Genomic DNA, 13,014 nt, shown 5'->3' on the forward strand with positions numbered 1-13,014 from the left:
TTATCTCTCGTGGCCAGTTTGTGGAGTATTTGTACCGTCTGTCGGGTTCTCCTGAGGTGAAGAATCTTCCAGCTCAGTCACCGTACGGTGATATTAAGACTGATGATCCGCGTTTTCCTGTGGTGATGTGGGCTCGTGAGCGGGGCATTACCTGGGGTTGGAGTGATGGGAATTTCCATTATGATACCCCTGCTAGTGAGTCTTCTACTGCCTTGATGGTGTATCGGTTGGCGGGCAGTCCAAAAGTAACGGTAGCTGCATATGACCCTGAGAAGTATTTCCCCCCTACTCCTTGGAAGGAAAAATGGCCGAATATGCCATATAATTCGGAGCTTCATAAGGCATACACCTGGTTACACTATGGTCTTCAGAATCCAAATAATGAAGATTCTATTGAGAACGTATCGTATCGACGGTATGGTATCGTATCGCCTAACGATGAATTTGAATGGTTGGCTTACGCTACTTATGAGCAGGCTATCGAAGTGATTCGTCTAGCAGATAAATCTTTCAAATTTAAATAAACTATGTGCGCCTCACCTAATGTTAGGTGAGGCGCACATTTTAGTAATTTTTATTCAGTGATTGGAAAATCTTTTTTATTAGAAATATCTGCTGAATCCTCAGTAGATTTATAGACATACTGATTAATTTCAATCTTGTAGGGTGGGTTCAGGGAATTTTTAATAGAAAACTTCCATTTATCGTTCAGAACCTTGGGTTTAGGTTTGTTATTGTCTTCGTAGTCCATGTGGCATTCGTCGTATGCGTTTGCTCCAATAATATTCAAACGCCTAACACTACCTTCAAGATAGAAGCCCCACAGTGAAGCGAGGATTCTTTCACGGGAGTACGTTCTGATAATCCCTACGAAGATAGTGACAATCCAGAGGATAAATTTTCACTTGATACGGCTCTCGCAGCACAATGGGGGTTCTATCTTGAAGGTGGTGCAAAGCGTCTTAGTATTATTGGCGCAAATGCTTTCGATGCTTGTCAGATGAGTGATAAGACCAGAACTGGGGCCCAAAAGAAAATTATGGGGGATAAATGGGTTCTTAAAATCAACTCTGAGCTTTATGAGCTATTAAGGATCGAAATTAATAATTTTAAATTTGAGGGAAAGCTTGTAGCGCCGAGAATCCCTAAAGCCGAGAATGAGTCCACAGAAAACTAGAAAATAGTTTGGTCCCCTGCATAGAAGAGCAGGGGACCAAACTATTTTTATAATCTTTTAAAATACGCCTCGAGTATCCGCCATGCGCAATACTTCAAAAGCCTGTTCATATGTTGCTTGGAAAGTCCATTGACTCACTCGTCGACCTTCAGAGTCCATGCTCGCTACGTCATGGTACCTAACTGATTCGTGGAAGCCAGTGTACTTCTTATCAGAGCCGGCTCCAGTGTATTTCAACCAAACATAGGCCCGATGCAACTCTGAGCCGTAAGGAAGATTGGGGTTCCGCTTGGTCCAGGGCTCTTCCTCATTCGGAGGATTCATATCGGGTAGCTTGACCGCCGGACTACCAGCTAGGCGGTATGCCATGATTACTGTCGTCGTTTCATGTGCGGGGGCATCGTAATGGAAATTCCCATCACTCCAACCCCAGGTAATGCCCCGCTCACGAGCCCACATCACCACAGGAAAACGCGGATCATCAGTCTTAATATCACCATAAGGAGACTGAGCCGGAAGATTCTTCACCTCAGGAGAACCCGACAGGCGATACAAATACTCCACAAACTGGCCACGAGAGATAACACTATCTTTCTTGACCATTTGGTGCTTCTGATACTCAGAAATCAGACCAATGCACTGCGCCCAATTAAAGATAACGCGACGCCCCAATTCACCATCGTTCCGATAGTACTCATATTCTGCACGGTCGTTACAGGTCACTGCCGGTTCATTCGGGTGCACAATGGGGGTCACCTGGCGAGGTTTCAGAACACCAAGAGAATATGCTGGCACGCTGCCGCACACCATGGCGCCTGCCAAGAGCACAGTGCCACCGGCCTGGATAGCCCGCTTCGTGGGGTGGGCGAATAATTGTCGAAGCATCATAGCTCCTTCAAAATAAGAGGGGAGGCACAATCTTTGTGCACCCTCATGAGTAGAACGTTCTCAGCGTATCAAAAATCCTAACCTTCAGGTAGAGATTTAGAGAATATGCAATGAGGTGAAAACAAAAGAGTGTGGGGCGGGTTCCTTATTGGGAATCCGCCCCACACTCTTAACACGTGCTCTCACGAATACGTGGAAAAGACCGCCTAGACGCTCTCACGCGACGCATGATGCTGCAACACCGCACCCGCAGCCGCCGCATCCAGCTGAGCAGCCGCACGCGCCGCACGAGCCTTAGCCCGCGCCTGATGCTGACGCTGACGACGCAACTCATCACGACCATCAATACGCATCTTCTTATCCACCGCATCCATCGACCAGTGACGCACAAACCGGCAGGACGCACCCTCAACCGGCTGCGTCGTCTCCGTCAACGTATCCAACACAGCCTTCAACGCATGACGGCTCGCCGCCGTCAACGCATCACGACTCGTACCGCCACGAACACCCACCGTACGCTTCGGCGTGAACAGCACACTCGCCCCACGCGGAACACCACGATACTCAGCGAACGACACCGGATCCACGCCCAGGCGCTTAGCCATCACCTCAATAGCCGGCGGATTCTGATCCACACACACGAACTTACGACCCAGCTGAGCCGCCGCCGCACCCGTAGAACCAGAACCAGCGAAGAAATCCAACACCCAATCACCCGGGCGGGAACTCGCCGCAATCATGCGACGCAACAAACCCGTAGGCTTCTGCGTGGGATAACCCGTCTTCTCCTTACCCGTCGGCGACACAATAGTATGCCACCACACATCAGTAGGGAGCTTACCGCGAGAAGCCTTCTCCTCAGTCACCAAACCGGGAGCCATATACGGTTCACGATCAACCTCCGCAGTATTGAAGTAATAGCTACGGTGATCCTTCGCGTACACCAAAATATTGTCGTGCTTCGTCGGCCAGCGGCGCGTAGACTTCGCACCGTAGTCATAAGCCCAAATCAGCTCATTAATGAAGTTCTCACGACCAAAAATCATGTCGCACATAATCTTCACATAATGAACCTCACGCCAATCCAGGTGCAGGTACAGGGTGCCGTCCTGCGCGAGCAGACGATGCGCCTGCTCAATACGCGGCGCTAGGAACGCCCAATAATCCTCGAACGAGTCGTTATAGCTCGCCAGAGTCTGCAGGGTGCTCGAATAGCTCTTGCCCTTAAAACCGGTGCGGTCACCCTTCTCAGAAGCTTCCGCGCTCAACGTGCGGCGCGTCTGCTTCTTACCCGTATTGAACGGCGGGTCAATGTAAATCACGGTGAACGCACCATCGGGCAGCTCACGCAGATACTCCAGGTTATCTGCCTGTACCAGCAGCGAGGGGCCCTGCGGATCGAAAACCGTCGAATCCGTGCGGGGCGACTCAGCGGCAGGGGAGGGCGCGGCGGGCGCCGGGGATGCTGAAATACCCAACCCCGGCCCTAGCCTTCAGAACCAGCACGGTCAGCGCCACGGCCCTTACCGCGAGAACCCTCAGCACGAGAACCCCCATCACGAGAACCTTCAGGGCGGCGGCGGGTACGGCGGCGGCCCTCACCCTCCACGGGCTGACCCTCAACACGGCGGGTACGGCGACGCTGACGAGGCGCACGCTCAGAACGCTCAGAAGAACGTTCGGATGCGCCCTGCTCGGTACGCTCCGCACGCTCAGAAGAACGCTCAGAACGCTTGCGGCCCTCGGAGCGGCTACGGCGCTCGCCGCGGCCCTCACCGGAACGACCGTCGCGGCCACCGCGAGAACGGCGCGAACCCTTCTCACCGTCACGACCGCCAGAACGGCCACCCTCACGGGAACCGTCGCGGCCACCGCGAGAACGAGCCGGACGGCCATCACGAGAATCGCGGGCACTCTCAAAGAACTCGTCGCCCATGCCCTCAGCCACACGCTCCTCGCGCGGCAGGCGACCCTTAGTGCCAGCCGGAATGTTCAGGTCGTAGAACAGGTGTTCAGAGGAAGAGTACGTCTCAACCGGCTCAGGAACACCCAGCTCCAGGGCGTCGTTAATGACCTTCCAGCGCGGCAGGTCATCCCAATCAACCAGGGTCACAGCGGTACCCTCATTGCCCGCACGACCGGTACGGCCGGTACGGTGCAGGTAAGTCTTCTCATCCTCGGGCACGCGGTGGTTAATCACGTGGGTCACGTCTTCAACGTCAATACCGCGAGCCGCCACGTCGGTCGCAACCAGAATGTCGACCTTGCCGGTGCGGAACGCCTTCAGCGCCTGCTCACGCGCAACCTGGTTCAGGTCACCGTGCAGGGGAGCGGCAGCGAAGCCACGGTTCACCAGCTCCTCCGCCACGCGGGCAGCGTCACGCTTGGTCTTGGTGAAGATGACGGTGCGGCCGCGGCCGGTAGCGCGCAGAATGCGGCCAATCATCTCGTCCTTGTCCAGGTGGTGCGCACGGTAGACGACCTGGCGGATCGACGCTTTAGTCTTCGAGGCGTCCTCGGGGTCAGCGGCGCTAATGCGCATGGGCTTGGTCATGTACTGGCGTGCCATTGCAATGACCGGGCCGGGCATGGTTGCGGAGAACAGCATGCTCTGGCGGTCCTCCGGCAGGTAGCTGAGGATCTTCTCAACCGACGGCTGGAAACCCAAATCCAGCATCTCGTCTGCCTCATCGAGGACCACGATCTTGACCTGCTTGAGGTTCAGGAAGCCCTGCTGGTACAGGTCGATAATACGGCCGGGGGTGCCCACCACAACCTCCAGGCCGCGGCGCAGCAGCTCAGCCTGAGGCTCAATCGGCACACCACCGTACAGGGTCGCGACGCGGGCGTTGCGCAGCTTCGCAGCAATCGCCAGGTCCTCGCCCACCTGAATGGCAAGCTCACGGGTCGGAACCAGAATCAGCGCCTGAGGTGCGCCGGGGTACTCCAAATCAGCCCAGCCCTCATCGTCGCGGCCGACCACACGCTGAATGGTGGGCAGACCAAAGCCGAGGGTCTTACCGGTACCGGTCTTCGCCTGACCAATGATGTCCTGGCCAGACAGAGCCACGGGAAGAGTCAGTTCCTGGATGGGGAAGGGGGAAGTAATGCCAACCGCCGCGAGGGCGTCGCTAATATCCTGGCGAACGCCGAAGTCGGCGAAGGACTTTGCAGTCTGAGTGGTTTCCTGCGTGTTCGTTTCAGTCACTGGACCGTATCTTTCTACCCCTGTTCGGGGTGTGTTTCTCCCCAGAATTGGGGGTGTACCAGCCAGCGCCCCAATGGTGGAGGCGGTGACGGGCGGGCGTCGAAAGCCGGCCGCGGGAAATTCTTACTCGGGAAATTCTTACAGGGGAAATTCTTGCCGAGACGCCGCCTGCACGCATGGTCAATGCACATGGTTAGTGCTCATGGTTATTCATGATGAGAAGGCGGTGCAGCCTCGGGGTCTTGAAAGGGGTACGACCGGTCATTCACTTAACCCCTCAATATTAACCCGGATTTGCTTCCGGCGCACCCCCGACCGGTTGTGGTGTGCGCCCGTGATGGGCGATATACCGCCCCAAAACCGGGTATCGCGAGGTTTTCGTGCGGGCGGTTTAAAACGCAAACCCCCGCATCCGGCACGGCGTAACCGTACGGCGCATACAGCGCGGTTACGCATCGTGACGGATGCGGGGGAAAGCTCAAGCTAAAGGGTAAACAGCTACCGAACTAATTAGGCGCCGATACCGAAACCAACGTGACGCTTAGCGTCGGAACCCAGCTCGACGTAGCCAATCTGAGCGCCAGAAATCAGGGTGGTGTTGCCCTTATCATCCATAATCTGCAGCAGCGAGCCGTCCTCAATAGCCTTCGAGACCTTCTCCATGAGGATTTCCTTAGCCTCACTGGTCTCAACAACGATTTCACGAGCAATGTGGCGAATGCCAATCTTGATTTCCATGAGTCTCCTCGCAGAATAGTCCGGTGCAACCAAACGTGCGCCGGGTATGGGAACTGTCTTATCTAGCATCTACTCTAGCGTGAATGCGCCCATCGGCACCGTGAACGGGCGGCACTTCGCCGGGGGCTAATAAAATACTCGCCGCAGGATGCGCAGAAACAGGCGCGAAAGTAGCGCCAAACAGTACAGGACACAGTGCAGGACAGGGGAGGGGGAGCGCAGGCTCTTAGGACTCCTCCACCTGAATACCGTAGAGAGTCTCCAGGGCCTGCACGTAATCCTCTGCGCGGCCCTCCGACGCCAGCTTCTTAGCGCGCACCGTCGGGGTGTGCAGAAGAGACTTCACCATGCGGCGCATTGCCAGCTCAAACTGCTCCGTCGCCGCCCCGCAACCAAACTGGTTACGCACCTTCTCCAGCTCGGAATCCAGTACATCCAGCGTGTGCGAGCGCAGGGCAACAATCGCGGAGTCAATCGTGCGGGAACGCTGACGAGACACAAACGCCGCCAGCTCAGACTCCACGATGCGCGTAGCCGTCGCCACGGATTCCTCGGTCTCCTCGGGTGCGGCAAGGCGTACCGACTCGAGCGTAATCAGCTCAACGTTCGGCAGGTCAGCGACCGACGGATCAAAGTCACGCGAAAGCGCCAGATCGAGGATCGTGTGGTGACCGCCCGGAATCTGCTCGGGAAGCAGCGGATCGGAGCCGCCAGAGCAGCCAATAATGACGTCGGCAGAAGCCATGGCCTGCTCCATGCCGTCCACCGGCACCGCAGAGACCTCGCGCTTTGCCGCGAACTCGGCGGCACGACCCGAACGGGAATTGACCCAAATATCGGTGCAACCGCGCTCACGCAGAGCCGCAATGGTTGCACCCGCGTAGGCGCCGGTACCAAAAATCAGGGCGCGGCGGGTCGACCAGTCCTTCTCGGCAACCTCATCCGCAAGATCCAGGGCAACAGACACAATCGAGCGGCCCTGGGCGCCAAGCGCCGTGTGCTGACCCACCTGACGAGCCGTATGCGCCGCATGCTCAAACAGCTGCACCAGCTCACCGGGAAGGGGGACGCCGTCCTCTTGCGCCTTCGCCTGCGCGGCAGCCAGGGCGCGGCGCACCTGACCGGCGATTTCGCGCTCGCCGACCACGGCAGATTCCAGGCCGGAGGCGACCGTCAGCAGGTGGCGTGCCGCCTCCTCATCTTCGAACAGGTCGAAGCTGGAGGCAACTAGCTCCTTATCCAGCCCGGAGGTCTGAGCAATCGAATCAACAATCAGCTCACGAACCATGGGGACATGGGCAGACACGTGCAGCTGAACATACATTTCAAGACGGTTACAGGTGGCAAGAACTACTGCACCCTTAACACCGAGCTGACGCGCTACATCCGCCGCCAGAACATCGGGTACGCCAGAGGCACCGGCGCTCAAGGCAGCGACGGTGGTCAGATCAACGGTGTGGTGCGATGCCACAAATGCATAAGTACTCACTAGAGATTAATCATAACCACGCCGACTAAGCCCCTGTAAAGCTCATAGAACCTAAGTTCCATCATCGTAGGGGGCAAGAAAATCTGTACGGTGGGGGAGCGGGCACGAAGAGTAGGTGCAAACTAAGGTTTCCCTCACCACTAAGAAAGCCACCATTAGGTAAGAGTCACCATGACATAGTGTCGCAAAAACGCCCACATAAACCTGTCACACTAGAGACTATGAGCGAAAACCAGCACACCACTCCCGCGTCGGCACAGGGCACCGCACAGGCACCTTCCCTGCCCGCACACCCCACCGACGCCCAGCGACCCCTACTCACCGACGAGCAGCTCGCACACCTACCCGCCAACCACCCCCTGCGCGCAGGCACCACCGCCGACTCGCCCATGCTCCGCGCCCTCACCGGCCGCCCCTCCAGCCACCGACCCGTCTGGTTCATGCGCCAGGCAGGCCGCTCCCTGCCCGAATACCGCCAGGTACGCGAAGGCATCCCCATGCTGGACGCATGCCTCACCCCCGACCTCGCCGCAGAAATCACCGTGCAGCCCGTCCGCCGCCACAAGGTCGACGCCGGCATCTTCTTCTCCGACATCGTCATCCCCATGAAGCTCGCGGGTGTCAACGTCGACATCGTGCCCGGTAAGGGCCCCGTACTCGACCAGCCCGTACGCACCCTCGACGAGGTGCGCGCCCTGCCCGAACTCAAAGACAGCGACCTCGACCCCATCCGCGAAGCCGTCGCCGCAACCGTAGAAATGCTCGGCGACACCCCGCTCATCGGCTTCGCTGGAGCCCCCTTCACCGTCGCCGCCTACATGGTCGAAGGCGGCCCCTCCCGCGACCACCTGCGCCCGCGCACCATGATGCACGCCGACCCCGCCGCCTGGCACGAACTCGCCGAATGGGCAGCCCGCACCGCAGGCCAGTTCCTCCGCGCGCAGATCGAGGCGGGCGCATCCGCCGTGCAGCTCTTTGACTCCTGGGCAGGATCCCTCGGCGAAAGCGACTACCGCCGCTACGTGCAGGCACACTCCGCAACCGCCCTCGATATGGTGCGCGAATACGGCGTGCCGCGCATCCACTTCGGCACCGGCACCACCGCCCTGCTACCCGCCATGCACGAAGCCGGCGCAGACGTCATCGGCGTGGACTACCGCCTGCCGCTGTCCGCAGCGAACACCCTGCTCAACGGCGCCGTACCCCTGCAGGGCAACATCGACCCGGCACTGCTCGCCGCAGGCAGCGAAAACCTCCACGCACACGTAGACGAGGTCCTCGCAGAAGGCAACGCCGCCCCCTCGCACGTGGTCAACCTCGGCCACGGCGTACCCCCGACCACCGACCCGCAGGTGCTCACCGACCTCGTGGCATATATCCACGAACGCACCGCGCAGGCATAGGATAAATAACGATAAATAGACGGCGCAGATGCTGGAAACCCTCCGGCATCTGCACCGAACATCTGCACCCCGAACCAACCACCACACCCGTTACCGCAATGGGCAACTCCACTGCAGGCAGACCAAAGGAGAACCACCATGGGCCACACCAACCAGGCACCGCACCGCACCGCACAGGTCAGTTCCTCCGCCGCGCCCCAGAACGCACGAGCTTTCACCCGCAACGAGAAGGCACCCACCGCCATCGTTATCGGCGGCGGCCCCTCCGGCCTCATCTCGGCACGCCGCCTCGCCGCAGCCGGTATGCGCGTCACCCTGCTCGAACAGCGCCACCACCTTGGCGGTGCGGTTGGTGCCCATGAAGTTGGCGGCCTTCTGCTGGACTCCGGCGCAGAATCCTTCGCAACCCGCAGCCCCATTGTCAGCGACCTCGTCAAGGAACTCGGCCTGGGCGACCAGATCGTCACCCCCAACTCCTACGGCTCGTGGCTGTACCTGCCGCAGGGCGCCCGTCGCACCCCCAGCACCGGCATCATGGGCATCCCCGGCAATGTGAACGATAAGTCGCTGATCCCCGTCATCGGTAAGAACGGTCTGCGCCGCGCCCAGGTGGACAAGTTCCTGCCCGTCTCCGCAGGCGAGAACGCGAAGACCCTCGGTGAGCTCGTGCGCATCCGCATGGGCCAGAAAGTGCTCGACAACCTCGTCGCACCCGTAGTCTCCGGCGTGTACTCCACCCACCCCGACAAGCTCGACGTCGATGCGACCATCCCCGGTCTGCGCGAAGCCTTCCGCAAGCACCGCTCCCTCGCCGCCGCAGCGCACGCTTTCCGTTCGGCAGCCCCCGCAGGCTCACAGGTCGCCGGTATCGTGGGCGGCATGAACCAGCTGTCCGAACGTCTCGTCGAAGACCTGTACGCCGCCGGCGTTCGCATCGTCACCGGATTCGACGTCATCGCCGTTGACCGCGACGAATCCACCGGCCAGTGGTTCATCATCCAGCGCCACACCACCGACGGCGAAAACACCCCCCTCTACGCCGACTACCTGGTGCTCGCCACCGACGGCCCGACCGTGGCACGACTCATCGGACCGCACGTCTCCACCGCACTACCCGCCCTGGAGCCCGGCCCTGAAGTCGCCCTCGTCACCCTCGTCGTTGATGCCCCCGCCCTGGACAAGCACCCCCGCGGCACCGGCCTGCTCGTCTCCGAAGAAGCCACCGCCGTACGCGCCAAGGCACTCACCCACGCCACCGCCAAATGGCAGTGGGTCGCCGAGGCAGCAGGCCCCGGACGCCACGTCGTGCGCCTCTCCTACGGCCGCGGCGGCGAAGACGCCCGCTTCTCAGAAGTGGCGCTCGCCGACGAACAGCTCATCACCCTCGCCCTGCGCGACGCCACCCGCATGATGGATGTAGCCCTCACCCGCAGCAACCTCGTTGACGCGGACGTCGTACGCTGGCGCGGCGTACTGCCCGCCTCCACCCCCGGCCACCGCGACCGAGTCAAGGAATTCCGTGAACGCGCTAGCGAACTCGGAACCCTCAGCACCGTCGGCTCCTGGGCGGCAGGCTCCGGCCTGGTCTTAACCGTCAAAGACACCTACGAGCAGATGGACCGCCTCATCTACCACGCGGCACAGGACTGGGAAGGCGTCACCGCACCCAAGGCCGCAACCGCCAAGTAGACGGCGCAGCGGCGGCAGAAGCTCAGCCAATAACTCAGCTCAGCCAGTAACTAGACCAAAAAATTGAGAAAACGCGCAGCTACGGAAGCCGCGCCTCCAGCACAGCGAACCCTCGCTGAAGAAAGGAACACACAATGTCTCACGATCACGCAGCACACGGCCACGGCGGCGCACACGGCGCAGGTCAGGGCGGCTACACCCACGCAGGCCACGGCTACGGCGGCGCACCCAAGGGCTACGCAGTCCAGCACTCCGCAGCTGACGAGAACCGCCGCGGCCGCGAAGAAGGCGAAACCCTGCACTACGCCCTGTACACCGTGTTCGCACGCTCCGGCGCACGCCCCGCAGAGTCCAACACCGACGAGGCACGCGCCGAATTCGAGCAGGTCGTTGAAGCACTGGCAGCAGACGGCGTGACCCTGCGCGGCATCTACGACGTCTCCGCAATGCGCGACAACGCAGACGTCATGATCTGGACCCACGGCGCAACCCCCGAAAAGCTGCAGGCAGCCGTCCGCAAGATCCGCCGCACCGCGCTCTTCGCAGGCACCACCATCGTCTGGTCCACCATGGGTGTACACCGCGAAGCAGAATTCACCCGCAACCATGCACCCGCCTACGCACGCGGCAAGGCACCCGAAGCATGGGTCTGCGTCTACCCCTTCGTACGCTCCTACGACTGGTACTACATGAACCCCGAACGCCGCGCAGAAATGCTCAAGAACCACGGCATGAAGGCAATCGACTTCCCGCAGATTCTGGCAAACACCGTCGCAACCTTCGGCATGAACGACTACGAGTGGGTCCTCGCCCTCGAAGCACCCCAGCTCGTTGACCTCGTCGACATGATGCGCCACTTCCGCAACACCGAAGCACGCCTGCACGTACGTGAGGAAACCCCCTTCTACACCGGCCGCCGCATCGGCGCAGACGAAGTAGCAGAGGTTCTGGCGTGAGCCATCAGCCGAACAACGGCGTAACCCTCAACGGCACGCTCCTGCCGGACGACGTGGTACCCAACCGCACCGACCCGGCGAACACCGCCTCCAACGGCCCTGCCGCGCTCAACGAGCAGACCCTCGGCGACTACCGAAGCGAACGCAGCATCACCCGTGAGCGCGCCGAAGAGGCGCGCCCCTACGACCTGGTGATTCTCTCCTCCTTCGGTGGCCCCGAGGGGCAGGAGGACGTCATCCCGTTCCTGCGCAATGTAACCGCTGGCCGCGGCATCCCGGATGAGCGCCTCGAAGAGGTCGCCACCCACTACCGCGCCAACGGCGGCGTCTCGCCGATTAACGAGCAGAACCGTGCCCTGCTTGCCGCGCTGCAGCAGGCGCTCGCCGAGCGCGGCCCGCACATCCCGATCACCTGGGCGAACCGCAACTGGAAGCCCTACGTGAAGGACGTGCTCGCCGAAGCCTACGAGAACGGCCACCGCAACGTGCTCGTGCTGGCGACCAGCGCCTACCCGGGCTACTCGAGCTGCCGCCAGTACCGTGAAGACTACGGTATGGCGATTGAACAGCTCGGCCTGGAAGGTCGCGTGCACGTGGGTAAGATCCGTCAGTTCTTTGATGTGCCCGGCTTCTCCCGCGCTTTCGCTGACGGGCTGAAGGACGGCCTTGCAACGGTTCGTGAACAGCTTGCCGCACGCGATAGCGGTTCGCTGAACCCGCGCCTGCGCATCATGTTCTGCACCCACTCGGTGCCGACCTCCGCTGCGAACGAGGCAGGTCCGCGCGGCGTGAACTACGAGGGCGGCTCCGCCTACGTGGAGAAGCACCTGCAGGTCGCTCGCGCCGTGCTTTCGCTGGTTCGCGATGAGGCCCCGCAGCTTCTGCAGAACGTCGAATGGGAGCTGGTGTACCAGTCCCGTTCCGGCCCGCCGTCCATGCCGTGGCTGGAACCGGACGTCAACGACGCCCTGGAGGCGCTGCCCACCCCCGCCAACCCGGCGGAGGACGGCGAAGCCCCCGTGGAAGGCGTCGTGCTGGTGCCCCTCGGCTTCGTCTCCGACCACATGGAAGTCAAGTGGGATCTGGACACCGAGGCGCTGGACACCTGCGAACGCCTGGGCATGGTTGCCGTGCGCACCCCCACCCCCGGCACGCATCCGGCGTACGTGGAGTCGCTGCGCCGCCTCATTGAGGAGCGTGTGGAGAACGGCGTTTCAGCCGACCTGCGCCCCGAAAGTGAGAGCGTCCTCGCCCCGAGCGCGAGCGGCCAGTACGGCTGGTTCGACGAGTGCGAACCGGGCTGTTGCAAGCCCGGTCGTGGCGCGCCGAAGCCGGTCATCGCCGAGTACACAGCCGGTGCTACCGGCGCTGAGGACAGTGCTTCTGCGACCAGCGCTTCTGAGAACGCACCCGCCAGCCGCTCCGGCGGATGCGGCTCCGGCGGATGCTGCTCCCACTAACACCAC

The 13,014-nt window shown here is 60.6% G+C and carries 9 protein-coding genes and 1 pseudogene; 5 read left to right on the forward strand and 5 right to left on the reverse strand.

Annotated elements, in window-relative coordinates; all coding sequences use genetic code 11:
* Window positions 1-524, forward strand: a pseudogene (locus tag HMPREF2919_RS03135) (S-layer homology domain-containing protein); the annotation flags it as partial.
* Between the two features lie 710 nt (window positions 525-1,234).
* Here HMPREF2919_RS03135 and HMPREF2919_RS03140 read toward each other — a convergent pair.
* The 5 genes from HMPREF2919_RS03140 to HMPREF2919_RS03160 form a co-directional block, all read right to left on the reverse strand.
* Window positions 1,235-2,065, reverse strand: coding sequence for an S-layer homology domain-containing protein (locus HMPREF2919_RS03140; protein WP_246824042.1), 831 nt, complete (start codon window positions 2,063-2,065; stop codon window positions 1,235-1,237).
* Between the two features lie 206 nt (window positions 2,066-2,271).
* Window positions 2,272-3,543: a DNA-methyltransferase gene (locus HMPREF2919_RS03145; protein ID WP_049349398.1), complete on the reverse strand. Its 1,272-nt coding sequence runs from the start codon at window positions 3,541-3,543 to the stop codon at window positions 2,272-2,274.
* An 8-nt stretch (window positions 3,544-3,551) separates the two neighbouring features.
* Entirely contained in the window at window positions 3,552-5,273 is a 1,722-nt protein-coding gene (locus HMPREF2919_RS03150; RefSeq protein ID WP_070666166.1) for a DEAD/DEAH box helicase, read from the reverse strand.
* 510 nt (window positions 5,274-5,783) lie between these two features.
* Window positions 5,784-6,011 carry a DUF3107 domain-containing protein gene (locus HMPREF2919_RS03155; protein WP_005505268.1) on the reverse strand — a complete coding sequence of 76 codons (228 nt, stop codon included), beginning with the start codon at window positions 6,009-6,011 and terminating at the stop codon, window positions 5,784-5,786.
* 226 nt (window positions 6,012-6,237) lie between these two features.
* Complete coding sequence (locus HMPREF2919_RS03160; protein ID WP_070666169.1) at window positions 6,238-7,500, reverse strand: glutamyl-tRNA reductase; 1,263 nt, start codon at window positions 7,498-7,500, stop codon at window positions 6,238-6,240.
* 221 nt (window positions 7,501-7,721) lie between these two features.
* Between HMPREF2919_RS03160 and hemE the strand changes: the two genes are divergently transcribed.
* The 4 genes from hemE to HMPREF2919_RS03180 all read left to right on the forward strand — a co-directional run bounded on the left by hemE (window position 7,722) and on the right by HMPREF2919_RS03180 (window position 13,008).
* Complete coding sequence (gene hemE, locus HMPREF2919_RS03165; RefSeq protein ID WP_070666174.1) at window positions 7,722-8,903, forward strand: uroporphyrinogen decarboxylase; 1,182 nt, start codon at window positions 7,722-7,724, stop codon at window positions 8,901-8,903.
* A 138-nt stretch (window positions 8,904-9,041) separates the two neighbouring features.
* A complete protein-coding gene (gene hemG, locus HMPREF2919_RS03170; protein ID WP_070666177.1) occupies window positions 9,042-10,592 on the forward strand; it encodes a protoporphyrinogen oxidase in 1,551 nt (516 codons plus the stop codon).
* A 134-nt stretch (window positions 10,593-10,726) separates the two neighbouring features.
* Window positions 10,727-11,548 carry a hydrogen peroxide-dependent heme synthase gene (hemQ, locus tag HMPREF2919_RS03175; protein ID WP_070604129.1) on the forward strand — a complete coding sequence of 274 codons (822 nt, stop codon included), beginning with the start codon at window positions 10,727-10,729 and terminating at the stop codon, window positions 11,546-11,548.
* Complete coding sequence (locus HMPREF2919_RS03180; protein ID WP_070666180.1) at window positions 11,545-13,008, forward strand: ferrochelatase; 1,464 nt, start codon at window positions 11,545-11,547, stop codon at window positions 13,006-13,008. Before hemQ ends, HMPREF2919_RS03180 begins: the two co-directional genes overlap by 4 nt.
* Window positions 13,009-13,014 lie beyond the last annotated feature (6 nt).

Source organism: Rothia sp. HMSC068E02 (assembly GCF_001813565.1).
Lineage (GTDB): Bacteria > Actinomycetota > Actinomycetes > Actinomycetales > Micrococcaceae > Rothia.

Bases quoted from the DNA above. Each gene is read 5' to 3' on its own strand.
- HMPREF2919_RS03140 (WP_246824042.1), bottom strand. From the start codon at position 2,065: ATGATGCTTCGACAATTATTCGCCCACCCCACGAAGCGGGCTATCCAG.
- HMPREF2919_RS03155 (WP_005505268.1), bottom strand. From the start codon at position 6,011: ATGGAAATCAAGATTGGCATTCGCCACATTGCTCGTGAAATCGTTGTT.
- hemE (WP_070666174.1), top strand. From the start codon at position 7,722: ATGAGCGAAAACCAGCACACCACTCCCGCGTCGGCACAGGGCACCGCA.
- hemG (WP_070666177.1), top strand. From the start codon at position 9,042: ATGGGCCACACCAACCAGGCACCGCACCGCACCGCACAGGTCAGTTCC.
- hemQ (WP_070604129.1), top strand. From the start codon at position 10,727: ATGTCTCACGATCACGCAGCACACGGCCACGGCGGCGCACACGGCGCA.